Genomic DNA, 24,312 nt, shown 5'->3' on the forward strand with positions numbered 1-24,312 from the left:
CGGGCGAACTGCTCAGTTGAAGACGATCGCCGTCTTGTGCGCAATGCTCAGCCGGGCCGATTCGTAGAGCCGCAGCCACGACACGTATTCCCGGTAGAGGCCGCCGTCGGCATCGATCAGGCGTGCGATGCGCGCGGCTTCTTCGTCCGACAGCTCGCCGTCGGCCAGTTCGATGCCGAGGGCGGGCGCCACCAGCACCAATTCGTCGCGCAGGCGGTAGGACGAGCCGAGGATGCCGCCGGGCAGTTCCTGGCCCGGTTCGGCATACAGGACTTCGTCGAAATCGACCGGCACGTAGTAGCCCTCCGCGTCAGAGTGGCAGACCAAGTGGCTCTGCATGTCCGACAGCGCGTCGTCGACTGCCGGATCCTGCGAGGGATCGACGTCGTCTTCCACCGGCGTCGCCACCCAGCCGGGCTCGGCCGCGCGGATTGCATAGGCCCGGCGCAGGTAGTGGATGAACGAGTACGGAAAGCCGCCGATCGACGCGCGCGAGTGCATCGGCGGCAGCTCGCGGGGCTCGTGGTGCGGCGGAAGATCCGCCGCTGCGAGCACCTCGTTCGCTACGGTCAGCCCCTGCTGGAGCCATTCGGCCCCTTCGGGATCGTTCTGGAGCAGGTCGACGAGCACGCCGACGCTGATGGCAAGGCCCACGGTGTGTTTCCTTACTTGGCTGCTTCGACTTTCACCCGGGCGTTCGGCGTCTCGCCGAACATCTCGGGCGCGTACATGGCCTCCACGCGGCTCGGCGGCAGGGCGAAGTCGCCGACGTTGTTCAGGCGCACGGTGTATTCCATCTTCACCACGCCCTTGGGCAGGTACTCGTAGTAGCTGCGGAAGGCCTCGAAGCTGCGCTCCTCGAAGGCCGGCCAGCCGGCGCCCGACTTCTTCTCGCCCTGGGTGGCGATCTGCGAGTCGCGGCCCAGGCCGCCGCCGAGGATGGTGGCGCCGCCCGGGATCGGGTCGCTGATGACGACCCAGGTCATGTCGGCGCTGGCGTTCACCTCCAGCGTCACGCGCAGCACGTCGCCGCGCGTGTACTTGCCGGCGGTGGCCTGCTCGACCGGGGTGATGGTCTTCTTGATGGCGTAGCCGGCCGCGAACGGCGCCTTCAGCTGCACGGCGGCGATCGACTGCAGCGTGAGCCACGGCTTGCCGGTGCCTTGCTGCGTCACCAGCAGCGTGTCGCGCACGGGGGCGCCCGAAGGCGACGCGGCCCACGGCAGGAACATCGTGTTGTTCTTCAGGTTGCCCGGCGAGGCGGGTGCGCCGAAGAAGGTGCTCTGGTTGGGCGCGCCGGCCGCGTCGCTGGTCTTCACGCGGTCGACCCTGCTCCAGTCGACCTGCGCCTTCACCGCGCCGAGCGTGGCGGCGGTGACGCCGGCTACCGGCGTGCTCTCGAACACCTTGCTGAACTTCTCCAGCGCCAGTCCGCCCCACAGGTTGGCGGTGGTGGTGTGCCAGGCGCCGTTCTGCTGGCGGCCGATGAAGCCGTTGGCGAGCTTGCCGATGTCGTCCTTCCAGGCCGGGTCGTCCATCACGCTGAGCAGCAGGCGGGCGGTGTTGACGTCGCCGTTGGTCATCAGCCACCACCAGTAGTCGTCCTGCTCGGTGCTGAAGATCAGCTTGGTGCCCTGGTACGACAGGCGCGCCTTCAGCACGTTGTTGGCCTCGTCCAGGCGCTGCTGGCGCTGCGGCACGTCGTTCACGCGCTTGAGGATGTTGAGCCAGTCGATCACTGCGCTGGTGGGCCACTGGTTCGGCGCGATGGTGATGCTGCCGACCATTGCCCCACGGGCCTTGCCGTAGCGCGAGAGCGCTTCGAGCGCAGCCAGCTTGCGCACGTCGAGGTCCTTGCGCGGGCTCCAGAAGTCGCGCGTGATGCGGCCTTCGACGAAGGCGATCAGGCCCGACTCCATCGGTGCGCGCACGTCGTCGGCGAGCGCGAAGGCGGGGTTGAGCTGGGCCGCTTCATCCGTTGCCGCGAGCAGGTACGAGGTGAGGATGTCGCTGCCGCGGTTGGCCTCGCCGTCGCGCGGCGGGAAGTAGTTGGCCAGGCCGTCGCTGTCGAGGTAGGTCGGCAGCTGGGCCAGCACGCCCTGCCACATCTTCGCGTCGCGCAGGCCGACCGACTTGCTGGTCTTCTGTTCGAGGCAGATGAAGGGGTAGTTCGCGAACCAGTCGCGCACGCCCGGCAGGCCTTCGGCCAGCTTGGGCTGCAGCGAGAGCTTGAGGCCGCCGCGGCCGGGCAGGGCGTCGGCGGGTGGCGCCACGTCGAGCGTGAACGGCCCGTCGACCTGCACCAGCGTGGCTTGCTGCACCGTGAGCGGTACGGAAGGCACGATGCGCTGGCGCACCTTCAGCGCGTCTCTCGCACCTTGGGCGCCGCCGCTGATGTCCTTGGCTTCGATCTCCCACAGGATGGCTTCGGCGCGCGTCTGCCCGAGCTGCGGGGGCGCGGTCACGGTCCATGCCACCTCGCGTGCCTCGCCGGCCGGGATGTCGACCGTCTGCGGCTCCAGCGTGAGCAGGGTGGCGCGCGGCGTGGCCTCGACCTTCATCGGCTTCTGCGTGGTGTTGCGCAGGGTGACCTGGGCGCGGAACTGGTCGTCCTCGCGCACCAGCGGCGGCAGGCCGCTGATGATCTGCAGGTCCTGCGTGGCCTGGATGCTGGCCTGTCCGGTGCCGAACAGGTTGGCGCCCGAATCGGCCACCGCCACGATCTTGAAGGTGGTGAGCGCGTCGTTCAGCGGCACCGTCACCACGGCCTGGCCGTTGGCGTCGAGCACCACCTTCGGGTTCCACACGAGCAGGGTGTCGAGCAGTTCGCGCGTCTGGCCCTTGCCGCCGCCGCCGCCCGCGGGCACGGCCTTGCGGCCGTAGTGGCGCCGGCCGACGATCTCCATCTGCGCGGTGGATGTGCTCACGCCCCAGCTGCGGCGCTGCAGCATCGCGTTGAGCAGGTTCCAGCTGTCGTTGGGCATCAGCTCCAGCAGGGCCTGGTCGACCGCTGCCAGCGCCACTTCGGCACCGGCCGCGGGCTTGCCGTCGGGCAGCTTGGCGCTGATGGTGATCTGCGCCTTGCTGCGAATGGGGTAGCTGGGCTTGTCGCTGGTGACGGTCACGTCGATCTGGTGGGCGCGCGTGCCGACGCGGATCTCGGCCATGCCGAGGCGGTAGGCGGGCTTGCTCAGGTCGACCATGGCGGTCGGCGCCACGTATTCCTTGCCTTCGTACCAGAAGGCCGTCCACCACTCGCGCGGCGACTTGAAGCCCCAGGTGAAGAAGCTGTACCACGGCACCTCGCGCAGGCGGCCGCGCAGCGCGAGCACGCTCACGTAGGCGTTCGGGCCCCACTCGGGCTTCACTTCGAGGGTGACGGTCGGGTCTTTGCCGTCGAGCTTGACCACGTGGGTTTCGATGATGCCTTCGCGTTCCACCGCGACCAGCGCGGTCGCGAAGCGGAAGGGGCTGCGCACCTGGAACTTGGCGATCTCGCCGGGCTGGTAGCTCTTCTTCTCGGGCAGCACGTCGATGCGGTCGTTGTCCTCGCCGCCGAACCAGAGTTCGCCCTGCTTGGTCACGTAGACCGAGCTCACGGCCCGGGCGTCGCGGCCTTCGCTGTCGGTGGCACTGGCGATGAGTTCGACCTCGCCCGCTTCCTTCAGCTCCGATTCGCACAGCAGCAGGCCGCGCGAGTCGCTCTTGCCGCTGCAGACGGTGCCGATGTCTTTTGTCTCGGTCTTGTTGTCGTAGGTGTAGAAGCCGCCCACCATGCGCTTGCGGCTGGTGGTGGTGATGCGCGCCACGGCGCGCACGTTGAGCGTCACGTTGGCCTGGGGCTTGCCCGAGAGGTCGAGCGCCAGCGCCTGGAACTTCAGCTTCTGGGCCGTGGAGACCCAGCCTTCGGTCTTGATGCCGGCGATGACCGAAGCGGGCCACAGCGTCTGCGTGCTGCGGATGGTCTGCACCTCGCCGTTCGGGTCGGCGTACGTGGCTTCGAGCAGCAGCTCGCGCGCGGCCTTGACCTTCGGCACCTTGTCGATGGTGACCTTGCCGGCGCCGTCCTTGTTCAGCGTGAGCGGCAGCTTGTCTGCGATCACGCGGGTGTCGTTCACGCTGTTGAGGTCTTCCTCGCCCGCGTTCGAATCCGACGCGGGCGCTGCAGCCTCGCTGCCTTCGCCCTGCGTGGCGCGCGGCGGGTTGAAGCTGAAGGCGTCGTAGTCGGGGAAGCTCAGGCTCTTGCCGCGCACCATGGCCGACACGCGCACCGGCAGGTTGGCCGCGCCGCCGCCGGAGACGTAGTTGATCTGCACGTCGGCGGGCACGCTGGTGGCGGCCACCAGCGGCTTCTTCTCGGTGGGCGCGATGCGGCCTTCGAGCACGGGCAGGCGGAATTCCTCGACGCGGAAGCTGCCGGTGGAGAAGCTGCGGCCGTAGCCGTCGTCGCCATCGCCTTCATCTTCGCCGTTGGCGTCCTTGCCGCCGCCGGTGCGCAGCATCACCGCGTACACGCCGAGCTTGGCGGCCGGTGGAATGGCGAAGCTGTTCTCGGCGCTCAGGCCGCCGGTGGCGGTCTTGCGCCAGTTCAGCGGCTGCGTGAAGCGCTGGCCGCTGCCCACGTGGGTGATGACCAGCGTGTCGGGGCGGTTCTCGGGCAAGCCGAAGCCCTTGCTGGTCTGCGTGCGGATCAGGCTCTTCATCGACACCGTCTCGCCGGCGCGCAGCAGCGTGCGGTCGAAGATGGTGTGGGCGACGCGGTCGGCCTCGGCCTGCAGACTGGTCGGCACGTTGAAGCGCCAGGGCTCGATGCCGCGCTGCCAGTCGCTCCAGGTGAAGGCGAGGTCTTCCACGCCCTTCTCGTCCTTGGCGCGGGCGCTGACGAACCAGGCGCCGTTGTCGTATTCGTTCGGCCCGTTGCACGAGGGCGCCTGCGGCGAGACGCCGCTGAGCATGACGACGCCGTTGGCGTCGGTGGTGCCGGTGGCCACGGCCTTGCCGTCGCAGCTGGAGACGCGCACTTCGGCGCCGGCCACGACCTTGCCCTTGTCCAGCGTGGTGACCCAGGCCATCGAGTTCTCGCGGCCCAGCTTGAAGTGCACCGCCAGGTTGGTGGCCAGCGCGGTGGTGCGCACGTACATCGTGCGCCCGGCGTTGTAGCGCTCGTCGAGCAGCGCCTCGCCCAGCTTCTGCGAGGCGATTTCGAGCACGTGGAAGCCCGGCGTCAGCGGGATGCCGATGACCTCGAAGGGGCGCGGATCGCCGCCGTCGGCCTTGGGCATGTCGAGCGCCTTCACGCCCGGCTGGCCGGCCAGCAGCGACAGCATGCGGGTCTGCAGCGTGGTGCGGTCGTCCTTGTCGATGACCGGGGGCAGCGGGCCCTTCACGTCCTTGCGCGCCTGTTCGCGCGAGACGGTGAAGCTGTCGTAGCGGCGGACCTTGCGGAACCACGCGATGATTTCCGCGTCGGTCTTCGGGTTCATGTCGCTCACCTTGCCGGGCGTGAGCGCGTTCACCATCAGCTTCGGTTCCACGCGGCGCACGGTGACCGGCATCATGGCCGGCGTGTCGGGCTCGGCCAGGCGCTCGACCACGCCGAAGGGCGAGGCGGCGAACTTGGCCAGCGGCGGCATCGCGCCGGTGGCCACCTTCAGCGGGAAGTTGCCGGGCGTGGCCAGCGGACGGCCCGAGGCGTCCTCGAACTTCGAGGGCAGCTCGATGCTGTATTGCGTGCTCTCGGCCAGCGGCGGGCCGAAGTACACGCCGTTGACCACGTCGTCGTCGCTCTGCGTGCCGCCTTCGAGCTGGGCCTTGACGGTTTGCCCGTTGCCCTTGAGCTCGATCTGCGAAGCCAGCTTGCGCGTGACCGGCGCGTTGAACGTCAGCTGCATCGGGCGCAGCGGCAGGCAGGCGGCCTGCGCGTTCTCGCGCTCGCAGCTGAAGGAGACGGCGAAGGGCTCGCGCACCTGGAACTCGATGCGGCGCTCCACGTTGTTGGCAACGCCCGAGGGCGTGGCAACGCCCTTGCCGTAGACGACCTGCACCTTGGCGCCGGGCGTCAGCGTGCGGTTGCACTGCATCGTGACGAAGCGCAGCGGATCTTTCTCGGCGGCCTTGTCGCGGCCGAAGGCCTTGAGCAGGCCGGCGCGCTGCTCGCCGTCGAGCAGCTTCACGGGAATGCGCTCGCCCACGCCGTCGGCCGTGCACCAGACGTTCTGGCGCACGCTCTCCAGCGTGGCCGCGCCGTTGAGCTCCAGCATGAACATCTGCTGCTCGTCGATGCGGCTGTAGCTGCCCGGCATGTAGTTGCGCACGAAGGGGCCGCCGGTGTTGAACTGGTAGCGCTCGGGGCCGGTGAGCTCGCCGCTGGCGGGCTTGAAGGTGGGAATGCGGGTGACCGTGCAGCGCACGCCGGGCGGCAGGTCGTTCTCGAAGTCGTAGACCCAGGCCTTGGCGTCGGTCCAGCGCCCGGTGCCCTTGGCGGCCTGGGCGTCGTTGCAGCTCACCGCGAGCGGAGCGGGCGCCTTGGGGTCGCCGAAGTTGATGGCGGGCTGGTCGAACTTGGCGACCACCTGGCGCACGCGCGCCACTTCGCCCTGTGGCGAGAGGCTGACGATCTGGAGGGCATGGCCCGGGCCGGACGCAAGAACGCCGCCGGCCAGGAGCAATGTTGGAAGGAAACGGTTCACTTTTTTATATCTCCACCTGAGAGGCAGCGCGCAGCGTAGCCGATTTGCACGACGGTTCGGGAGTGCCAACAGTCATAGGCCGTTGGCCCGGTCGCCGGGCGCGGGGGGCACCGTGGGCTTTACACAGCTCTTCTTACAATCGGGGCCGTCGTGCGTGCGCCGCGCGGACCGCAATCAAGACCTCGCCGCCGACCGATGAAACGCTACTGGGAAATAGACGCCTTGCGCGGGCTGATGCTCGTGCTGATGACCGTCACCCACCTGCCCACGCGGTTGACCGATCCGCTGGGCCAGCCCTTCGGCTTCGTCTCGGCCGCCGAGGGCTTCGTGCTGCTGTCGGCCTTCGTCGCCGGCCTGGTGTACAGCCGCATCGGCCACGTGCGCGGCGTCGACTCGATGCGCCAGGCCTTCTGGCGGCGCGTGCTCAAGGTCTACCTGGCCCAGGCGGCGACCCTGCTGTTCCTCTTCACCGTGATCACCGCGGTGGGCCTGCACATCGACCAGCCGGCGGTGAAGAACCTGGTGTCTTACTACCTGGCCGAGCCGCGCGAGGGCTTCATCTACGGGCTGCTGCTCATCTACGAGCCGGCGCTGCTCGACATCCTGCCGATGTACATCTTTTTCATGCTCATGAGCCCCTGGGTGCTGGCCTTCGCCATGCGCCACGGCTGGACCTGGGTGATGGTGGCGAGCGCCACGGTCTGGGCGGCGGCGCAGTTCGGCATCAGCGAATGGGTCTACGGGCTGGCCGTGCACTACCTGGGCGTGCCGGTGCCCTTCCACGAGATGGGCGCGTTCAACACCTATGCGTGGCAGTTCCTGTGGTTCGCGGGACTGTGCATCGGCGCGACCCGCAACGATCCGGGCGCGCGGCCGCTGCGCTTTCCGGTCTGGCTGGTGGCGCTGGCGGCGGGCATCGCGCTCTACGGCCTCTACTGGCGCCACACCGGCATCAATGGGCAGGCGCCGTTCGGCGGCGACGTAGAGCTGAACCTGTTGTTCGACAAGTGGCAGCTCGGCCCGCTGCGTCTGGTGAACCTGGTGGCGCTGGGCATCCTGGCGGTGCGCTTCGGGCCCTGGCTGATGCGCCGCATCCCGCGGCTGCGCTGGCTGGAGGCGATGGGCTCGGCCTCGCTGCCGGTGTTCTGCGCGCACCTCGTGGCGGTGCTGCTGGTGCTGGCCTTCTACGGCGACAGCCAGACGGCGCGGCCCTGGTGGGGCGACGGCCTGCTGCTGGCGGCGGTGTTCTCGGGGATGTATTTCGTGGCGCGCTTCACGCGCGGTGCCGACGTGCCGCCGCCGGCGGACGACGTGCCGTCGGAGCCCGCGCCGGCCTGAACTCGGCCTGAACCCAACCTCGTCCGGCCCGGTCAGGGCAGCCCGGCCGTCGGCGTTGCCGGAGGGGCCGGGAGATGCGGCGCGATCACCGCATGCCACAGCCGGTAGCCTTCATCCGTCATGTGCAGCCTGTCGGCCCGGAAGAGCTCCGGCCGCGGACGGCCATCGGCGCCCAGCATGGGCGTGTAGATGTCGATGAACTCGCTGTTGGGCAGCAGGTTCAGGTAGGCCGCGACGACGTGGTTGGTCTCCCGGATCTGCGGCATCAGCTGCTCGCGCGAAGGGCTGGGCTTGACCGATATGAAGCTGATGCGCGTGTCGGGCAGCTCGGCGCGCACCGCGTTGGCGAAGCGCGCGAAGCTGTCGAGCACCTGCAGCGGCGTGCGGCCTTCGGCCAGGTCGTTGTCGCCCGCGTACACCATCACCTGGCGCGGCTTGTAGCGCACCACCAGGTCGCGCGCGAACAGGGCGCAGTCGGCCAGGGTGGAGCCGCCGAAGCCGCGGTTGACCACGCCGCCGGGAACGCGCGCGAAGTCCTGCTGCAGCCGGCTCCACATGCGCACCGTGGAGCTGCCCACGAACACCACGCCGCCGGGCGCCGGAAAGCGCTCCTGGTCGGCGCGCGCGAAGGCCGCGAGCTCGTTGTGCCAGCGGTCCTTGGCGGCCAGGTAGTCGCGCGCGGCCGCTGCCTCGGCGGCGGCCGTCTCGGATTCCTGGGGGAAGAAGGAAGACTGGGCATTCGCGGCCAGCGCCGCGGTCAGCAGTGCGACCGCGGCGAGCGCGGTTTTCATCGGATGCATCGGAAAGACGGAAATGAAGGGCGGAAGGCGACTGTTGGGCGGATTTTCCCTCACGACGCTCCAGCAGCCGCGATCGTTGACAGCCTGGGCCCCGCCTAGAGGGTTTTCTCGATGAGCGCGCCCTTGAACAGGATGGGCCCCTTCGGTCCGCTGCCCGGCGGCACGCCGCCCTTGGCTTCGAGCGAGATGGCCAGGGCCGGAACGGCCACGTCGGACTCCGACGCCGCCAGGCGCAGGCCCGGCGCGTTGCCGAGCACGCCCAGCGAACGCGGCGCGCCGCCCGGTGGCAGGGCCCAGAGCTGCAGCGACTTGTCGTCACCTTCGCGGTAGCTGCCCACGCGCTGCAGCACCAGCTGCTTCTTCTTCGGATCGAAGGTCACGAGCATCGAGGCCGCGTCCTTGTCGTCGCTGAGCACGGCCACGTACTGCACCGCGGGGGCGTTCTGCAGCTGATCGCGCAGGTTCAGGCCGACCGCCACGGCCAGCACGGTGGCCAGCGCGCCGGCGGCCGTGGCGGTTCGCCACAGCGCGAGGCTGCGCAGCCAGCCGCCCTGGCGGGATTCGCCGGCGGCCCGGGCCGCTTCGCGCTGGCGTTCCAGGGCGAGCGCCGACTGCTCGGCGTCGATCATGTTGCGGATGCGGGTCCACACGGCCGGATCGGGCGCGACCGAGGGCTGCAGCTCCGTCATGCTCGCGAGCCGGCCTTGCCAGACCAGCGCGGCGGCGCGCACCGGCGCCTGTTCGCGCGCCAGGGCCTCGAAGCGGCGGCGGGCGCCGCCGCGCAGGGTGCCCAGCGCGTGGCTCGCCGCCAGCAGCTCGAGCAGTTCGGGGTGTGCGAGGAGGTTCATGGGGAGACAGTCTTTTTCTTCGTCGCCATCGCTCTCACGCAAAGCGCCCCATGCAGACGCGCAGCTTCTCCAGCCCGCGCCGTATCCATGTCTTGACCGTGCCGAGTGGCAGCCTGAGCTGTTCGGCCAGCTCGCCATGGCTCATGTCGCGCAGGTAGGCCAGGCTGACCACCTCGCGCTGGCGGCCCTCTAGCTGGCTCAGGCACTGGTGCAGCGCCCAGGCCTGCTCGCTGGCATCGGCCGTGTCGGCCGGGCTGGGTGCGTCCGATTCGAGCTGGTCGGCCATCTGCTCGTCGAATTCCTGCGTCAGCTGGGCGCGGTCGGCGGCGCGGCGGCGCAATAGGTCGAGCGCCCGGCTGCGCACGATGAGCCCGAGCCAGGCCAGCGGCGGGCTCAGCGAGGCGCGGTAGTCGCCGGCAACCCGCCAGACTGTCAGAAAGCTCTCCTGCAGCACGTCTTCCGCCCATTCGCGCTGACGCACCACACGCATCGCCAGGCCCATCAGCCGGGGGGAGGTCCGGTCGTAGAGCTGCCGCAGGGCGGCTTCGTCGCGATGGCCGATCCGCTCGATCAGCGCCATCAGTTCGGCGTCGGGGCTGGGTGCTGGCATCCGCGGATTGTGGAGCATCGATGCGCATGCCCGGTATACGGAGCGGCAGGGCGGCCGGATTCAATGTGCCGCGCGAATGAAGTCTTTTGGAAACATTTGTGACCGTATACTGCCTTGCAAAAACCGAGGGACCGCGCACGCGCGGACGGAGAAGAATGAAGCAAATTGCGATCGTGATCGCGCTCTGCGTGGGCGCGTGGTACTTCTTTATCGGCGGGCGCAAGCTCGACGAGCCGATGGTGCGCGATTACTACCAGAAGGAAGCCCACGCCATCTACTCGCGCGATGCCGAGGCGCTGTGCAAGCAGCTCAGCCGCAAGGCCCGCATCGAGAGCAAGACCACGATGATGGGGAAGACGGTCGAGAGCTCCCACAACCGCGACGAGGCTTGCCAGGCGACCCGCGATGCCTTCGAGACCTTCAGCAAGGTCGGCGAACGGATGGGTGGCATCCTCACCATCGAGTACGAGTACCACATCGACGGCATCGAGGTGGCCCCCGACCGCAAGAGCGCCACCGTCAAGGGCACCAGCGTGCTGAAGATGGGCGAGTCGCTGCTGCAGTACAAGACCAGCTTCACCCAGCGCCTGGAGCGCGAACTCGGCCAGATGCGCCTCGTGCGTGCCGACGAGGCCACGGTGATGCGCATGGGCGGCGCCGGCGCCATGAGCCAGAGCGATTTCTTCCGCAAGTAGCAAGAAGAAAAGAAAAGGAAGCAGGGGAGTTGCCATGATCGTCGTCAAGGATGCGCTGCGGTCGCCACCGCCTTTCTGGCACCGCCTGAACAGCTTCTTCGCCTTTCCCTTCCAGATGCGGCCGCTGGCCTACGGCCTGCTGCTGTCGTTCTGCAGCCTGCTCTTCGACGCGATCTTCTTCCTGCCCGATGCGCTGGCGCTCTTCGTGATCGAGGTCGGCATCATGCTGGCGGCCAGCCGCTACGGCTTCAAGATCATCGCGCTGGGCGCGCGCGGCATCCGTGACTCGGCCGACTTCGGCCGAGAGTCGAGCGACGACTGGATCTACATGCCCTGGAAGCTCTTCGCCATCTCGCTGGTGCAGGCCTTCCTGATCGGCTGGCTCGCCTGGTACGCGCCCATCCTGGGCACGGTGGGGCTCTTCGTGATGTCCTTCACCTTCCCGGCGGCGGTGATCGTGCTGGTGCAGTCGGCCAGCTTCTTTCAGGCGATGAACCCCGGCCACGTGATGGACGCGATGCGCACCATCGGCTGGCCCTACGCGCTGCTGTGCTTCTTCCTGTTCCTGCTGAGCACCGGCGCGCAGGTGGCGCTGGCGATGGTGCTGCCGATGTTCGACGGGCGCATCGTGCTGCCGATCGTCAACTTCGCCTTCATCTACTTCGGCTGGGTGATGGCGAGCCTGCTGGGCTACGTGATGTTCCAGCACCATGACGCCTTCGGCTTCGACGCTGTGCCGGGCAGCGAACTGCCCGACGGCGCGCCGGCCGACCGCCGCACGCCCGCGCAGATCGAGGCGCAGCGCATCGACGCCGAGGTGGCTCAGTTCATCACCGAAGGCGACCTCGCCGCGGCGCTGGGCACGGCCTACGAGGCACAGCGCACGGCCGACTCCAACGACCTCTCGGCGCAGCGCCGCTACCACCGCGTGCTGGCGCTGATGCCCGAGAAAAAAGACACCATGCTCGACCAGGCGAAGCGCTTCATACCGCTGCTGATGCGGCGCGACCTGGGCTCCGAGGCGCTCAAGGTCTTCAAGGCCTGCAAGGAGCGCGACAAGGCTTTTGCGCTCGACGACCCGGCCATGGTCATTGCCATGGCCCGCGCCGAATGGCGCAACGGCGACGCGCACGCCACGCTGGCGCTGCTGTCGGGCTTCGACAAGCGCTTCCGCGGGCACGAGGCCATTCCGCAGGCTTACGAGCTCGCGGCGCGCGCGCTGGTGCAGGGGCTTGGCCGCGCCGACATGGCGCAGCCGATCCTCACGACCATGGAAGCGCGCTACCCCGACAGCGAGCAGACGCAGGAAGTGCGCTGGCTGCTGCGGCCGGCGGCGCCGCCGGCGCAGACGGCATAGGCGGCACCGAGCGCAGGCGCCCTCAGGCGTTCTGCAGCGCCCGCGTCACCATGTCGTTCGGCGCAAGCCGCAGCAGATGCGGCAGCAGGCCGAGCGCCTTGTCGCGCAGGCCCGCATGCAGCAGGCCGTTGGCGCAGGTGGAGAGCGTGTCGGCCAGCTCCGGGTGGTCGGGCGCCGTTTTCAGCAGGATGCGGCAGAGCCGGTCGGCGTCGTCGAACTGGCGGATGCGGGCGAAGCGGCGCGCGAGCCGGGCCATGTCTTCCGGCTTGAGCCGAACGCCGGGACGCGCCTGGTCGAGGTAGGTCTGGAAGCTGGCGTGCTGCAGCGCCAGCGTGTCTTCATCGGTGGCGGGCAGGCGGAAGATGCGGCGCGCGGCCTGGTGGAAGTCGTCGCCCGCGGGCTGCAACCGCGCGGTGTTGAACCAGGCGCGCAGCGTCTCGGCGTCGTTGGGACGCAGCGCGGCGGCGGCGCGCCATTCCGCGCAGGCGCGGTCGAACTTCATCGCCGAGCCGAACCTGCGGGCCGCGGCCACGTGCTCGTCGAAGCGGTCGTCGTCGCGCACCATCTCCGACTTGACGGTCTCGGGCGTCTTCACGCGGCCCAGCAGCATGGCGCCGTACATCAGCGTGGCGCCGGTCAGCAGGCCGCCGAGGTGGGCCATGTAGGCGATGCCCTGGCCGCCCAGCCAGTGCTGCATCAGCTCGTTGGCGATCCAGGCCGGCAGCAGCAGCAGGGCCGGCGCGGTGACGTAGTTGAAATAGAAGAACAGCTGGTAGAAGAAGCGGATGCGCCGCAGGCGGTACATCACCGCGTACATGCCCATCAGCGCCGAGACCGCACCCGAGGCGCCCAACCCGTAGGTGCCCCCGGCATAGGCCCAGCCGGCCAGCACCGAGGCGCCGACCGCGCCCAGCAGATAGAACGCCAGGTAGGTGCCGCGCCCCAGCGCCAGCTCCACCGAGAAGCCGAAGAGGAACAGGAACAGCATGTTGCCCAGCAGGTGGCCGGTGCTGCCGTGCAGGAAGGCGTTGGTGATCCAGGTCCAGGGCCTGAACTCGGCGTCCGTCGCGTAGCTCTGCGCCCAGCGCTCGGTGAAGGGCGCGGGCAGCATCGACTCGTACTGCTGGCGGGCGCGCTTCCACTCGTCGTACTGCGGGTTGTCGGGCTTGATGACCTCGTCGGCGCGCAGCTTCTGCAGGAACTTGCGATCGTTCTGCAGGCCTTCGAGAAGCTGCGGATAGGCCTCCTCGTGCCGCAGCATGCGGCGTGCGAGCTTGCCGCGCTTGGGGTCGGTCTTCTCGAGCCACTCCACGAAGGCCGGCAGCTCCAGCTGGGGCAGCGCGCTCTTCACGTAGTAGGCGGCGGCGCGCTCCTGCCCCTTCTCTTCACTGCGCTGCGGTCCCCAGAACACGATCATGTTCACGAGGATCAGCAGCACCGTCATCCACGGTGGGTTGCGCCAGCTCGGTTTGTTCTCGAGCGGGATTGCGTAGAACACGGTGCGTCTCCGGTGCGTCGGGTGGGGCCGTCTAGATGCGGCCGCCGCCGGGCCGCCCCAAGGCGAGCCGCGCCTCCCCCCTGGGGGGTGGAGTTACACGAGCGAAGCGAGTGAAAAGCCGGGGGGCCGACATTTCTAGCCCAGGCGGGCGCGGTGGCGGGCGACCTGCGCCTTCACCTGCGCCGGCGCCGTGCCGCCCAGGATGTTGCGCGCGTTCAGCGAGCCGCGCAGGCTCAGCACGTCGTACACGTCCTTCTCGATGCTCGGGTTGAACTGCTGCAGCACCGCCAGCGGCAGCTCGGCCAGGTCGACCTGGTGCGAGGTGGCGGCCTTCACGGCGTGGGCCACGGTCTCGTGCGCGTCGCGGAAGGGCAGGCCCTTCTTCACGAGGTAGTCGGCCAGGTCGGTGGCGGTGGCGTAGCCGCGCAGGGCGGCGGCTTCCATGGCCTCGGGCTTCACGGTGATGCCGCCGATCATCTCGGCGAAGATGCGCAGGGTGTCCTTGAGCGTGTCGACCGTGTCGAACAGCGGCTCCTTGTCTTCCTGGTTGTCCTTGTTGTAGGCCAGCGGCTGGCCCTTCATGAGCGTGATGAGCGCCATCAGGTGGCCGACCACGCGGCCGGTCTTGCCGCGCGCCAGTTCGGGCACGTCGGGGTTCTTCTTCTGCGGCATGATCGACGAGCCGGTGGTGAAGCGGTCGGCGATCTTGATGAAGCCGAAGTTCTGGCTCATCCACAGGATGAGTTCCTCGCTCATGCGGCTCACGTGCACCATGCACAGGCTGGCGGCGGAGGTGAATTCGATGGCGAAGTCGCGGTCGCTCACCGCGTCCAGGCTGTTCTGGCAGACGCCGTCCATGCCAAGGGTCTTGGCGACCAGCTCGCGGTCCAGCGGGTAGCTGGTGCCGGCCAGCGCGGCGGCGCCCAGCGGCAGGCGGTTGACGCGCCTGCGGACCTCGCTCATGCGCTCCGCGTCGCGGCTGAACATTTCCACGTAGGCCAGCATGTGGTGGCCGAAGCTCACCGGCTGCGCCACCTGCAGGTGGGTGAAGCCCGGCAGGATCACGTCGACGTTCTTCTCGGCGATGTCCACCAGCGCCTTCTGCAGGTCGACCAGCAGGTCGCCGATCAGGTCGATCTCGCCGCGCAGCCACAGGCGCACATCGGTGGCGACCTGGTCGTTGCGGCTGCGGCCGGTGTGCAGGCGCTTGCCGGCGTCGCCGACCAGCTGGGTCAGGCGGGCCTCGATGTTCAGGTGCACGTCTTCCAGGTCGAGCTTCCACTCGAAGGCGCCGGATTCGATTTCGGAACGGATCTGCGCCATCCCGCGCTCGATTGCGGCGTGGTCCTGCACGCTGATGATGCCCTGTGCCGCCAGCATGCCGGCGTGTGCCAGCGAGCCCTGGATGTCGGCCTGCCACAGGCGCTTGTCGAAGAAGACGCTGGAGGTGTAGCGCTTCACGAGGTCGCTCATCGGTTCGGAGAAAAGGGCCGACCAGGCTTCGGATTTCTTGTCGAGTTGGTTTTGGGTCATGGGAGCCGTCCTGGAGGCAATAATGGGTTGGTTACCCGATGGATCAGATGTCTGCGATGCGCAACCCGGCGATTTTATCGGCCAGCTCTTCCCCCACGCCCCCGCCGTCGTCGGAAAGGGCGCGCGCGGCCGCGTCCCCGGCGCGCGGCGGGCCGTCGATCTTCGACGCCTGCCAGATCGGCGTGGTGCTGCGCACGGTGGTGTTCGTCGAGGCGGTGGTGGCCATCGCAGCCCTTTTCGTGGTCTCCACGCCCGGCGAATGGCTGGTGCAGACCGCCACCATCACCGGCGGGGCGCTGCCCGCCACGCTGCTGTGGCTGGTGAGCGCCTGCGGCCTCAAGAAGCCGCTGCGGCGGCTGCCCAAGCACTGGCAGTACACGGCCGGCGCGCTGCTCGGCGCGCTGTCGGCAACCTACGGCTGCGGCCTGCTGCGCCTGACGGGCGTGCTGGCCAGCGCGCCGTGGCTCGCCAGTGCGCTCACCGGAGCCCTGTTCGCGGGGCTGGTGATGGCCGCGATGGTGCTGCGCGCCCGGGGCCAGACGCCGGCCGCCACCACGGCGCGGCTGGAGGAGCTGCAGTCGCGCATCCGCCCGCACTTTCTTTTCAACACGCTCAACAGCGCCATCGCCCTGGTGCGCGAGGAGCCGGCCAAGGCCGAGACCATGCTCGAGGACCTGGCCGAGCTGTTCCGCCAGGCGCTGGCCGACCCGGGCGAATCGGGCACGCTGGCCGACGAGATCGCGCTGGCCGAGCGCTACCTGGCCATCGAGCAGGTGCGCTTCGGCGACCGGCTGCGCATCCGCTGGGACCTCGATGCCGCCGCCAGCAACGCGCGCCTGCCGCCGCTGCTGCTGCAGCCGCTGGTCGAGAACGCCATCAAGCACGGCGTGGAGCCCAGTCCCGAGGGCGCCAAGCTGCGCATCCGCACCGAGCGGCGCGGCAGCATGGTGGTGATCGAGGTGGTCAACAGCCTTCCGCCGCTGCGCTGGGCCGACGAGCCGCTGCCGCGCGGCCACGGCATCGCGCTGGCCAACGTGCGCGACCGGCTGCGGCTGCTGCACGACATGCAGATGCAGTTCAGCGCCGGCATGGACCAGAAAAGCTACAGAGTACGCATAGCCATTCCCGCCGAATCATGACCCTCAAGACACTCATCGTCGACGACGAAGCCCTGGCGCGCTCGCGCATGCGCACGCTGCTTCGCGACTGCACCTCGCCCGCCGCGGAAGTGGTGGCCGAAGCCTCGCAGGGCGCCGAGGCGCTGCAGCAGCTGGGCACGCTGGCGCTCGACCTGGTGCTGCTCGACGTGCACATGCCCGGCATCGACGGCATCGAGGTGGCGCGCGCGCTGCGCAGCCGCGCCGACGCACCGGCCGTGGTGTTCGTGACCGCGCACGCGGCCCATGCGGTGACGGCCTTCGATCTCGACGCGGTCGACTACCTCACGAAGCCCGTGCGCGTCGAACGCCTGCAGCAGGCGCTGCAGAAGGCCGAACGCTTCCTGAAGGAGCGCCGCGCGCTGCAGGCCGAGGCGGCGCCGGAGACGGTGCTGATCCAGGACCGGGGCCGCGCCGAACGGGTGCCGCTGTCGGAGGTGCTCTACCTCAAGTCCGAATACAAGTACCTCACGGTGCGCACAGCCACGCGCAGCCACATCCTCGACGGCTCGCTCAACGAGTTCGAGGAGCGCTACCCGCAGCGCTTCCTGCGCGTGCACCGCAATGCGCTGGTGGCGCGCGCGGCGATCCGCGCGCTGGAGAAATACGACGACGGCGAGGACGCCGAGGGCTGGGCCCTGCGGCTGGACTCGGTTCCCGAGCCCGTGGCCGTGTCGCGCCGCCAGCTCGCCGCGGTGCGCGAAGTGCTGAAGGAATCGCGATGAGCGACGACAAGCCCGCATCCACGCAAGCACCGCCGGCGGAGCAGGCGGCCGACGTGCCGCTACCGGCCGGAGCCGAACCGGAACCCGAGCCGGCACCGGCGCCCGTTCCGCAAGAGCCGCCCGAGGCCGAACCCGAGCCGCCCCCACCCCCGCCGGCGCGCGAGCGCCTGCTGCTGCACATGCCCGTCGACGTGCGCAGCGCGTCCCTGGTGGTGCTCGCGGTGCTGGCCAGCGTGTTCGCGCTGCAGTGGGGGCAGGCCGTCTTCATTCCGCTGATGCTGAGCCTGCTGCTGACCTATGCGCTGTCGCCGCTGGTCGAACTGCTGCATCGCTGGAAGCTGCCGCGCTGGATCGGCGCGGGGCTGATCCTCCTGGGCCTCTTCGGCGGCCTGGGCTGGACCGGCTATTCGCTCTCCGGCAGCGCCACGCAGCTGCTCGATTCGCTGCCGGTGGCCGCGCAGAAGCTGGGCCAGGCCATGCGCCGCGACCGGGGCGCCAGCGCCACGCCGCTGGACAACGTGCAGCAGGCGGCGGCGCAGCTCGAGAAGGCCGCCGAGGAGAACTCCGCCCGCGTGGCCTCGCGCAAGGGCGTGGCGCGCGTCATCATCGAGCGCCCGAGCTTCAACGTGCGCGACTACCTGCTCACCGGCACTGTCGGGCTGCTGAGCGCAATGGGGCAGTTCACGCTGGTGGCCTTCCTCACCTACTTCGCGCTGTGCTCGGGCGACACCTTCCGGCGCAAGCTCATCAAGATCACCGGCTCGAGCCTGCAGAAGAAGAAGGTGACGGTGCATGTGCTCGACGACATCACGCGCAACATCGAACGCTACCTGCTGGTGCAGATCCTGGTGAGCGCCATCGTGGGCGTGGCCACGGGCCTCGCGTTCTGGGCCGTCGGCATGGAGAACGCGGCCGTGTGGGGAATCATCGCGGCCGTGACCAACCTCATTCCCTACATCGGCTCGGTGATCGTGCTGGCGGCGGCCGGGCTGGTGGCCTTCCTGCAGTTCAACAGCCTGCAGATGGGGCTCGTGGTGGCCGGCATCTCGCTGGGCATCCACACCGTCGTGGGCAACCTGCTGATGCCCTGGCTCACCGGCCGTACCAGCCGCATGAACCCGGTCGCGGTGTTCGTGGGCGTGATCTTCTGGGGCTGGCTCTGGGGCATCTGGGGCCTGCTGCTGGGCATTCCGATCACGATGGTGATCAAGTCGATCTGCGACCGGGTGGAAGACCTGCAGCCGATCGGGGAGCTGCTGGGCGAGTAGCCCGGGCGGGCTGCTCTACATCGAGGGGCTTCGCGGCTTCGTCACCCTGGCGGTCGAGGGCAGTTTCTTCACGAAGGTCGCGTCCGGATCGAGCGGCCTGCCGTCGCGCGTGCGCAGCTCGACCTTCGGCACCGGCTTGCCGCTGTCGCGCTCGACGAGCACCGAATGCGGCTCGCCCCTGGCGTACAGGTGCGCCTCGCCCCAGTGCCGCAGGCCGACCACCACGGGGAACAGTCCCTTGCCCTTGGGCGTGAGCACGTATTCCTGGTAGGCCGATCCGTCGGAGGCGGGCACGAGTTCGAGCACGCCTTCCTGCACCAGGTTCTTCAGCCGGTCCGACAGGATGTTCCTGGCGACGCCCAGGCTCTGCTGGAACTCGCCGAAGCGCTTCATGCCGTCGAAGGCATCGCGGATCACGAGCAGCGACCACTGGTCGCCCACGATGTCGAGCGCGCGTGCCATCGGGCATGCATCGGCCTTGAGGCTTTTTCGTTGGGCCATGGGTTTCTTTCCGAAGCAGGGCAGGTTCGGTCGATACTGCCATTCGGTTTTATTTTAAAACCCAGACGGAAAGGCCCCCTATCGGACAGCGACGTGCGCGCGATGCAGCCGGGCGAAGCGCGCGATCATCAGTGGACCCAGCAGCGCGCCCAGCCCGGCCGAACTCCATGCGGCGGCCCAGGCCTGCGTGCTGCCGATGCCGAAGCTGGCCTGCCCCCAATCGAGCGCAAGGCCGAACACCCAGGGGCTGAGCGCACCCGCGCCGAAGCCCATCACCGAGCGCACCGAGAAGGCCACGCCCAGCCGGTGCGGCGCCACAACGTCGGCCAGCGCGGTCGAGTAGACCGACGAATCGGCGATGGCCAGCAGGTTGTAGACCGCCGCGGCCGCCGCCAGCAGCCACAGCGGCCAGCTCCACATCCAGCCGAAGGCGAAGGACATGCAAAGGCTCGCGACGGTCGCGATCATCATCACCCGCGCACGCCCCAGCCTGTCGGAAGCCGCGCCGCCCGCGATGCTGCCGAACACGCTCACCAGATGCGCCAGTGCCGCCAGCGCGATGCCGGCGCCTTGCCACGACGACGCCATGCCTGAGGAAGCGACCAGATACGCCGGCAGCCATGCCCACAGCGCCATGAGCTCCCAGCAATGGAAGGCGTAGGCCCAGTTACCGGCCATCGCGGGTTTGTCGCGCACCGTGGCGGCCAGGGCGTGCAGGGTGCCTTCGCGGACCGCGCCGGGCGCTCGTGGCGACGGCCGGCGCATGCGGCGCAGCGCGTGCGCAGTGAGCACCGTGCCCGCAACGGTGCAGGCCGCCGCCGCCAGCAGCCCCAGCCGCCACTGCTGCAGATGGCTGAACGTCGCCACCACCGCGAGCGAGAGTGCGTAACCCATCGACGACGATCCAATGAAGAGCCCCATCGCGCGCCCGCGCACGGCGGGCTCGGTGTTGTGCGCCAGCAGCTGCAGCCCTGGCGTGTACGAGGCGCCCGCGCACAGCCCGGCAAGGCCGTAGAGCAGCATGGCCGAGAGATGGTCGTGCGCAAAGAGCGCGAAGGCGAGCGCAGCCGCCGAGCTCACCGCACTGCCCGCGAGGAAGATGCGATGCGGCCCGTAGCGGTCGGCCAGCAGGCCCGCCGCAAAGAGCGAGCTCATGTAGCCCACGTGCCAGGCGCTCTGGATCGAGCCGGCCTGCGCAGCCGTCATGTGCCAGTCGGCCATCGCGAACGGCAGCACACCCGAGTAGGCGGTGACGATCATCGACTGCAGCAGCCGGCTCGCGCACAGCAGCGCCAGCCAGCCGCGCGCGGGGCCGGCGGTGTCGCCCGACATGACGGCGGGCCTCAGCGCAGGGCGCGCTGCATCAGCACGGTGTCGACCCAGCGCCCGAACTTGAATCCGATGTCGCGCAGCACGCCGACCTGCGCGAAGCCCAGGCTCTCGTGCAGCCGCAGCGAGCCCGTGTTGGCACTGCTGCCCACGCAGGCGACCATCTGCGTGAACCCGGCGTCGGTACAACGCCGGATCACTTCGCGCAGCAGCGCCTTTCCGATGCCGTGGCCGTGCATGCCCTGCGCGACGTAGACCGAGTCTTCCACCGAGTGCCGGTAGGCCGAGCGGGCGCGGTAGGCGGTGGCGTAGGCATAGCCGGCGACCTCGCCGTCGAGCAGCGCCACGAGGTAGGGCATGCCGCGCGCGATCACGTCGGCGCGGCGCTGCTGCATCTGTTCGACGGAGGGCACTTCCTCCTCGAAGGAGCACAGGTCGTGCAGCACGTAGTGGCTGTAGATGGATTGAACGGCCGCCATGTGATGCGGCATGGCGTCGAGGATCTCGACCGTGGCGGAAGCGAGCGGAGCAGGGGATGGCGATGACATGGCCCCGATCTTGACGATGCCTCATCGATAAGTGAAGCTTCGCCAGCCTATGCAAGGCATGAGAAAAACTTTGGATAAATCGCTCAACCTCGACCAGCTGCGGTCCTTCGCGCTGGTCATCGAAACCGGCAGCTTCTCGGCCGCCGCCGACAGGCTCGGCCTCTCGCAGCCGGCCGTGAGCCTGCAGATCCGCCAGCTCGAACGCCGTCTGGCGGTGCGCCTGGTGGAGCGTGTCGGCAAGCGCGCGCAGGCCACGCCGGCGGGCATGGAGCTGCTGCGCCATGCGCAAAACATCGAGACCGCGGTGGAGAACGCCATCGACGCGCTCGCCGACCACGCCAGCGGCGTTGCCGGTCGCGTGCGGCTGGGCACGGGCGCGACGGCCTGCCTGCATTTCCTGCCTGCCGTCTTGCGCGGGTTGCGCGAGCGCTTTCCCGAGCTCGGCGTGGTGGTCAGCACCGGCAACACCGAGGACCAGGCGCGCAAGGTGGAGGAGAACAGCCTCGACCTCGCGCTGGTCACGCTGCCCGCGGCCGGGCGCTCTCTGGCGGTGATGCCTGTGCTCGACGACGAATTCGTCGCCATCGGCCGGCACGACCTCGCACCGCTGAAGGCGAAGGTCTCGCCGCACGATCTGGCCGGCTTGCCGCTGGTGCTTTTCGAGCCCGCGGCCAACACGCGCAAGCTGGTCGACCGCTGGTTCGCCGCCGAGGGCCTGCAGCCGCAGCCGGTGATGGAACTGGGCAGCGTGGAGGCGATGAAGGAGATGGTGGCTGCGGGGCTGGGCTACGCCATCGTGCCCGGCATGGCGATGACGGGGCGCGGTGCGCACCCGGAGCTGAAGGCCAGCCAGTTGAATCCGCGCATGCACCGCGCGCTGGCGATCGTGGTGCGGCGCGACAAGCCCGTCAGCAAGGCCTTGCGGGTGGTGCTGGATGCGATCGCGGCGGCCGGGAAGCCCGGCCGCCGCTGACTGCGAAGTAGCTGCTGCTCGTGCTTACTCGGGCACGGCGGCAAGTGCAGCGCCGCCGCGCGCACGGCCCAGCGTGCCGACGATCAGCGCCGCGATCAGCACCAGCACGCCGCTGAGCACCATCGCGCTGGAGATGCCGAAGTTGTCGACCGTCACGCCGCCGATCAGCGCGCCGGAGGCGATCGCCACCTGGAAGCCGCTCACCAGCAGGGCCTGGCCGGCTTCGGGTGCGTCGGGCACCGCTTCCATCATCCAGCCGGTGAGCGCCACCGGGATCAGGCCGAAGGCGACGCCCCAGATCACGACCACCACCGCGCCGGGCACGAAGCCCGAGCCGATCACCGTCGTCAGCAGAAGCGCCGTGGCGAGCATCAGCGCCGCCAGCAGGGTGGTGCCGCGCACGCTGCGCGCCACCAGGCTGCCGCCGAGGAAGGTGCCGACGAAGCCCACCGCGCCGTACACCAGCAGCAGCGTCGACACCGAGTTGGGCGCGAGGCCGAACACCTGCTGCAGCAGCGGCTTCAGGTAGGTGTAGGCCGCGAAGTGGCCGGCGATGAAGAACAGCACCGCGAGCAGACCCACCTGCGCCATGCGGCGCGTGAGCGGCGTCAGCAGGTCGCGCGCACCGATGGCGCGCACCGGCGGAATCGACGGCAGCAGCCACAGCTGCACCAGCAGCACCGCGGCGGCGAGCGCGCCCGTCACCGCGAACGATGCGCGCCAGCCGAACAGCGTGCCCAGGAAGGAGCCGGCGGGCACGCCGAGCACCGTGGCGGCCGACACGCCGGCCAGCACGATCGACATCGCGCGCGCCTGCGAGGCATGCGGCACCAGCTGCGTGGCGGCGGCGGGCGCGAAGGTCCAGAAGCCGCCCACGCACAGGCCGAGCAGCAGGCGGGCCACCAGCATGGTGGCGAAATTGGGCGCGAAGGCCGCGAGCAGGTTCGACGCGATCAGCAGCGTGGTGAGCGCGATCAGCACGGTGCGGCGGTCGAGCTTGCCCGAAGCGACGATGAGCGCCGGCCCGGCGAAGGCGGCCAGTACGCCGGGCATGGTGACCATGAGGCCGGCCGTGCCGTCGGAAACGTTGAGGCCGCGTGCGATGTCGGTGAGAAGGCCGATGGGCATGAACTCGGTCGACACCATCGCGAATGTGCCGACGGCGATGGAGCCGACGGCGAGCCATGCGGAGCGCGAGGCCGGCACGGGCGCTGCCGCGGACGGCGCAGGCGCCCCGAGCTCGTCGATGCACGGGTTGCTGCTGGGTGAATTCATCATGATGGGGGTTGTCCTTTGGAGCGTCGGCGCCGGCGCGCGCACCGATGCCGTTGAAGAGGCGTCGAGTGTGCGAGCCGGCGCCTGCGCGACAAAGGGGCCGTGCGGCAGCAGACAGTTTCCCGGGGACGAACAATGGGCCCTTTTGATGGCTATCGCCATCCACGGGGCCGTTGCGACGGCCTAAGCCAGCGCGGGCCGCAGCTCCAATATGCGGCCATCGGCCACGAAGGAATCGCCGATCAGTACGCGAAAGTTCGTACCGGGCTGGAAGCGCGACAGCGCGGCGGCTGGCGAGAGGAACTCGACCTCGAGCGCGGCCGGCTTGCCGCGCTCCAGCGCATCGCCCGCGGGCACCATCCAGCGCGCAGAGAAGCCTTCCTTGTCGAGCACCAGCGCGCAGCGGTATTCGCCCGGCGCAATGGGCGTGTCCTGCGAGGGCAGGGCAGGCTTGCGGAAGGTGATCTCCGCGAGCGCGGCCGGCGTGAAGGCACCCAGCGCATCGAAGCCGGGAGGTGCCGCCGGCGGCTTGCGGCGCGGCCACTTGCCGATCAGCCACGCGATCACGTTGCCGATGATCGGCACCCACAGCACCATCAGCAGCGTCGCGATGTCGCGCGTGGTGGAGCCCGGTGCCGCGTAGTGCCGCACCACCGCGCCGCCCACCGCCACGCACAGCAGGATGGCGACGATGAGCCTGCGGCGAGAACCGATCTTCGTGCTCATGCGTTCATGCCTTGGCCGGCGGCGCCTCGGGGAAAGACGGAATCTCGCTCGCGTGGTCGAGCCACGGCACCTCGTGCGAAGTCCAGATGTGCGAGGCGGGGCGCTGGCCCGGGTCGTCGTCGAGCGAGCCCAGGCGCAGGATGACCTGCGGCTTGTCCACCCACTCGGCCACGAGGTGCGTGCCGCAGCGCGTGCAGAAGTGGCGCAGCTTGCCGGGCGTCGATTCGAAGGAGCCGATGGCTTCTTCGCCGGCGGTCCAGCGGAAGTCGGCGCGGTCGACGCGCGCGGTGGTGGTGAACGCGGCGCTGTGCGCCTTGCGGCAGGTCTGGCAATGGCAGTGAGCGATGGGGCCGGCGAGGCGCGCGGCTTCGTACCGGACGGTGCCGCAGAGGCAGGAGCCTTTCATGGCGTTCTCTTTCGGTGGATGGGGCTGCGAGTCTAT

General features: G+C 69.3%; 20 protein-coding genes. 7 read left to right on the forward strand and 13 right to left on the reverse strand.

Features of this window, described 5'->3' with window-relative positions; translation table 11 throughout:
* Positions 1-12: 12 nt before the first annotated feature.
* Together FHT32_RS09605 and FHT32_RS09610 are read right to left on the reverse strand one after the other, a co-directional pair.
* A complete protein-coding gene (locus tag FHT32_RS09605; RefSeq protein WP_176664415.1) occupies positions 13-654 on the reverse strand; it encodes a hypothetical protein in 642 nt (213 codons plus the stop codon).
* A gap of 11 nt (positions 655-665) precedes the next feature.
* Positions 666-6,689: an MG2 domain-containing protein gene (locus FHT32_RS09610; RefSeq protein WP_176664416.1), complete on the reverse strand. Its 6,024-nt coding sequence runs from the start codon at positions 6,687-6,689 to the stop codon at positions 666-668.
* A 195-nt stretch (positions 6,690-6,884) separates the two neighbouring features.
* Here FHT32_RS09610 and opgC point away from each other — a divergent pair, with 195 nt between their 5' ends.
* Positions 6,885-8,027, forward strand: a complete 1,143-nt coding sequence (gene opgC, locus FHT32_RS09615; RefSeq protein ID WP_176664417.1) for an OpgC domain-containing protein — start codon at positions 6,885-6,887, stop codon at positions 8,025-8,027.
* A gap of 32 nt (positions 8,028-8,059) precedes the next feature.
* On the opposite strand, the gene FHT32_RS09620 is transcribed toward opgC, so the two are convergent.
* From FHT32_RS09620 to FHT32_RS09630, 3 genes are all read right to left on the reverse strand, one after another.
* On the reverse strand, positions 8,060-8,818 hold the full coding sequence (locus tag FHT32_RS09620; protein WP_176664418.1) for an SGNH/GDSL hydrolase family protein: 759 nt from the start codon (positions 8,816-8,818) through the stop codon (positions 8,060-8,062).
* 104 nt (positions 8,819-8,922) lie between these two features.
* Positions 8,923-9,675, reverse strand: a complete 753-nt coding sequence (locus tag FHT32_RS09625; protein WP_176664419.1) for an anti-sigma factor domain-containing protein — start codon at positions 9,673-9,675, stop codon at positions 8,923-8,925.
* Positions 9,676-9,709: 34 nt separating this feature from the next.
* Positions 9,710-10,285: an RNA polymerase sigma factor gene (locus FHT32_RS09630; protein ID WP_371132161.1), complete on the reverse strand. Its 576-nt coding sequence runs from the start codon at positions 10,283-10,285 to the stop codon at positions 9,710-9,712.
* A gap of 155 nt (positions 10,286-10,440) precedes the next feature.
* On the opposite strand from FHT32_RS09630, the gene FHT32_RS09635 reads away from it, so the two are divergent.
* A complete protein-coding gene (locus tag FHT32_RS09635; protein WP_176664421.1) occupies positions 10,441-10,980 on the forward strand; it encodes a hypothetical protein in 540 nt (179 codons plus the stop codon).
* Between the two features lie 34 nt (positions 10,981-11,014).
* Entirely contained in the window at positions 11,015-12,337 is a 1,323-nt protein-coding gene (locus tag FHT32_RS09640; RefSeq protein WP_176664422.1) for a hypothetical protein, read from the forward strand.
* A gap of 22 nt (positions 12,338-12,359) precedes the next feature.
* Here FHT32_RS09640 and FHT32_RS09645 read toward each other — a convergent pair whose 3' ends face one another.
* Positions 12,360-13,835 (reverse strand): rhomboid family intramembrane serine protease, encoded by a 1,476-nt coding sequence (locus FHT32_RS09645; protein WP_176664423.1) that lies wholly within the window; start codon positions 13,833-13,835, stop codon positions 12,360-12,362.
* Positions 13,836-13,970: 135 nt separating this feature from the next.
* The gene (gene argH / locus FHT32_RS09650; RefSeq protein WP_176664424.1) at positions 13,971-15,368 is read right to left on the reverse strand and encodes an argininosuccinate lyase; all 1,398 of its coding nucleotides are present in this window, start codon (positions 15,366-15,368) and stop codon (positions 13,971-13,973) included.
* Positions 15,369-15,424: 56 nt separating this feature from the next.
* On the opposite strand from argH, the gene FHT32_RS09655 reads away from it, so the two are divergent.
* The 3 genes from FHT32_RS09655 to FHT32_RS09665 are packed head-to-tail and all read left to right on the forward strand — an operon-like array spanning position 15,425 to position 18,518.
* Positions 15,425-16,507: a sensor histidine kinase gene (locus tag FHT32_RS09655; protein WP_371132172.1), complete on the forward strand. Its 1,083-nt coding sequence runs from the start codon at positions 15,425-15,427 to the stop codon at positions 16,505-16,507.
* Positions 16,504-17,250 (forward strand): LytTR family DNA-binding domain-containing protein, encoded by a 747-nt coding sequence (locus FHT32_RS09660; RefSeq protein WP_176664425.1) that lies wholly within the window; start codon positions 16,504-16,506, stop codon positions 17,248-17,250. The genes FHT32_RS09655 and FHT32_RS09660 overlap by 4 nt, the downstream gene beginning before the upstream one ends.
* Positions 17,247-18,518: an AI-2E family transporter gene (locus tag FHT32_RS09665; protein ID WP_176664426.1), complete on the forward strand. Its 1,272-nt coding sequence runs from the start codon at positions 17,247-17,249 to the stop codon at positions 18,516-18,518. The genes FHT32_RS09660 and FHT32_RS09665 overlap by 4 nt, the downstream gene beginning before the upstream one ends.
* Positions 18,519-18,533: 15 nt before the next feature.
* Here FHT32_RS09665 and FHT32_RS09670 read toward each other — a convergent pair whose 3' ends face one another.
* From FHT32_RS09670 to FHT32_RS09680, 3 genes are all read right to left on the reverse strand, one after another.
* Entirely contained in the window at positions 18,534-19,019 is a 486-nt protein-coding gene (locus FHT32_RS09670) for a helix-turn-helix domain-containing protein (RefSeq protein ID WP_176664427.1), read from the reverse strand.
* Between the two features lie 78 nt (positions 19,020-19,097).
* Entirely contained in the window at positions 19,098-20,351 is a 1,254-nt protein-coding gene (locus FHT32_RS09675; RefSeq protein WP_176664428.1) for an MFS transporter, read from the reverse strand.
* 11 nt (positions 20,352-20,362) lie between these two features.
* Complete coding sequence (locus FHT32_RS09680) at positions 20,363-20,896, reverse strand: GNAT family N-acetyltransferase (protein WP_218088170.1); 534 nt, start codon at positions 20,894-20,896, stop codon at positions 20,363-20,365.
* 49 nt (positions 20,897-20,945) lie between these two features.
* Here FHT32_RS09680 and FHT32_RS09685 point away from each other — a divergent pair, with 49 nt between their 5' ends.
* Positions 20,946-21,869: a LysR family transcriptional regulator gene (locus FHT32_RS09685; protein ID WP_176664429.1), complete on the forward strand. Its 924-nt coding sequence runs from the start codon at positions 20,946-20,948 to the stop codon at positions 21,867-21,869.
* 24 nt (positions 21,870-21,893) lie between these two features.
* On the opposite strand, the gene FHT32_RS09690 is transcribed toward FHT32_RS09685, so the two are convergent.
* The 3 genes from FHT32_RS09690 to FHT32_RS09700 all read right to left on the reverse strand — a co-directional run bounded on the left by FHT32_RS09690 (position 21,894) and on the right by FHT32_RS09700 (position 24,276).
* Positions 21,894-23,147, reverse strand: a complete 1,254-nt coding sequence (locus FHT32_RS09690; RefSeq protein ID WP_176664430.1) for an MFS transporter — start codon at positions 23,145-23,147, stop codon at positions 21,894-21,896.
* Positions 23,148-23,327: 180 nt separating this feature from the next.
* The gene (locus FHT32_RS09695) at positions 23,328-23,870 is read right to left on the reverse strand and encodes a hypothetical protein (protein WP_176664431.1); all 543 of its coding nucleotides are present in this window, start codon (positions 23,868-23,870) and stop codon (positions 23,328-23,330) included.
* A gap of 4 nt (positions 23,871-23,874) precedes the next feature.
* Positions 23,875-24,276, reverse strand: coding sequence for a GFA family protein (locus FHT32_RS09700; protein WP_176664432.1), 402 nt, complete (start codon positions 24,274-24,276; stop codon positions 23,875-23,877).
* Positions 24,277-24,312 lie beyond the last annotated feature (36 nt).

The sequence above is a fragment of the Variovorax sp. SG517 genome (assembly GCF_013376045.1).
In the GTDB taxonomy this organism is placed as follows: domain Bacteria; phylum Pseudomonadota; class Gammaproteobacteria; order Burkholderiales; family Burkholderiaceae_C; genus Variovorax.

Excerpts from the sequence above, each read along its gene's own strand:
- FHT32_RS09695 (WP_176664431.1), bottom strand. The coding sequence starts at position 23,870 with ATGAGCACGAAGATCGGTTCTCGCCGCAGGCTCATCGTCGCCATCCTG.
- FHT32_RS09630 (WP_371132161.1), bottom strand. The coding sequence starts at position 10,285 with ATGCCAGCACCCAGCCCCGACGCCGAACTGATGGCGCTGATCGAGCGG.
- FHT32_RS09640 (WP_176664422.1), top strand. The coding sequence starts at position 11,015 with ATGATCGTCGTCAAGGATGCGCTGCGGTCGCCACCGCCTTTCTGGCAC.
- FHT32_RS09700 (WP_176664432.1), bottom strand. The coding sequence starts at position 24,276 with ATGAAAGGCTCCTGCCTCTGCGGCACCGTCCGGTACGAAGCCGCGCGC.
- FHT32_RS09690 (WP_176664430.1), bottom strand. The coding sequence starts at position 23,147 with ATGATGAATTCACCCAGCAGCAACCCGTGCATCGACGAGCTCGGGGCG.
- FHT32_RS09670 (WP_176664427.1), bottom strand. The coding sequence starts at position 19,019 with ATGGCCCAACGAAAAAGCCTCAAGGCCGATGCATGCCCGATGGCACGC.
- FHT32_RS09620 (WP_176664418.1), bottom strand. The coding sequence starts at position 8,818 with ATGAAAACCGCGCTCGCCGCGGTCGCACTGCTGACCGCGGCGCTGGCC.
- FHT32_RS09660 (WP_176664425.1), top strand. The coding sequence starts at position 16,504 with ATGACCCTCAAGACACTCATCGTCGACGACGAAGCCCTGGCGCGCTCG.
- argH (WP_176664424.1), bottom strand. The coding sequence starts at position 15,368 with ATGACCCAAAACCAACTCGACAAGAAATCCGAAGCCTGGTCGGCCCTT.
- FHT32_RS09665 (WP_176664426.1), top strand. The coding sequence starts at position 17,247 with ATGAGCGACGACAAGCCCGCATCCACGCAAGCACCGCCGGCGGAGCAG.
- opgC (WP_176664417.1), top strand. The coding sequence starts at position 6,885 with ATGAAACGCTACTGGGAAATAGACGCCTTGCGCGGGCTGATGCTCGTG.
- FHT32_RS09655 (WP_371132172.1), top strand. The coding sequence starts at position 15,425 with ATGCGCAACCCGGCGATTTTATCGGCCAGCTCTTCCCCCACGCCCCCG.
- FHT32_RS09680 (WP_218088170.1), bottom strand. The coding sequence starts at position 20,896 with ATGTCATCGCCATCCCCTGCTCCGCTCGCTTCCGCCACGGTCGAGATC.
- FHT32_RS09635 (WP_176664421.1), top strand. The coding sequence starts at position 10,441 with ATGAAGCAAATTGCGATCGTGATCGCGCTCTGCGTGGGCGCGTGGTAC.
- FHT32_RS09675 (WP_176664428.1), bottom strand. The coding sequence starts at position 20,351 with ATGTCGGGCGACACCGCCGGCCCCGCGCGCGGCTGGCTGGCGCTGCTG.
- FHT32_RS09685 (WP_176664429.1), top strand. The coding sequence starts at position 20,946 with ATGCAAGGCATGAGAAAAACTTTGGATAAATCGCTCAACCTCGACCAG.
- FHT32_RS09625 (WP_176664419.1), bottom strand. The coding sequence starts at position 9,675 with ATGAACCTCCTCGCACACCCCGAACTGCTCGAGCTGCTGGCGGCGAGC.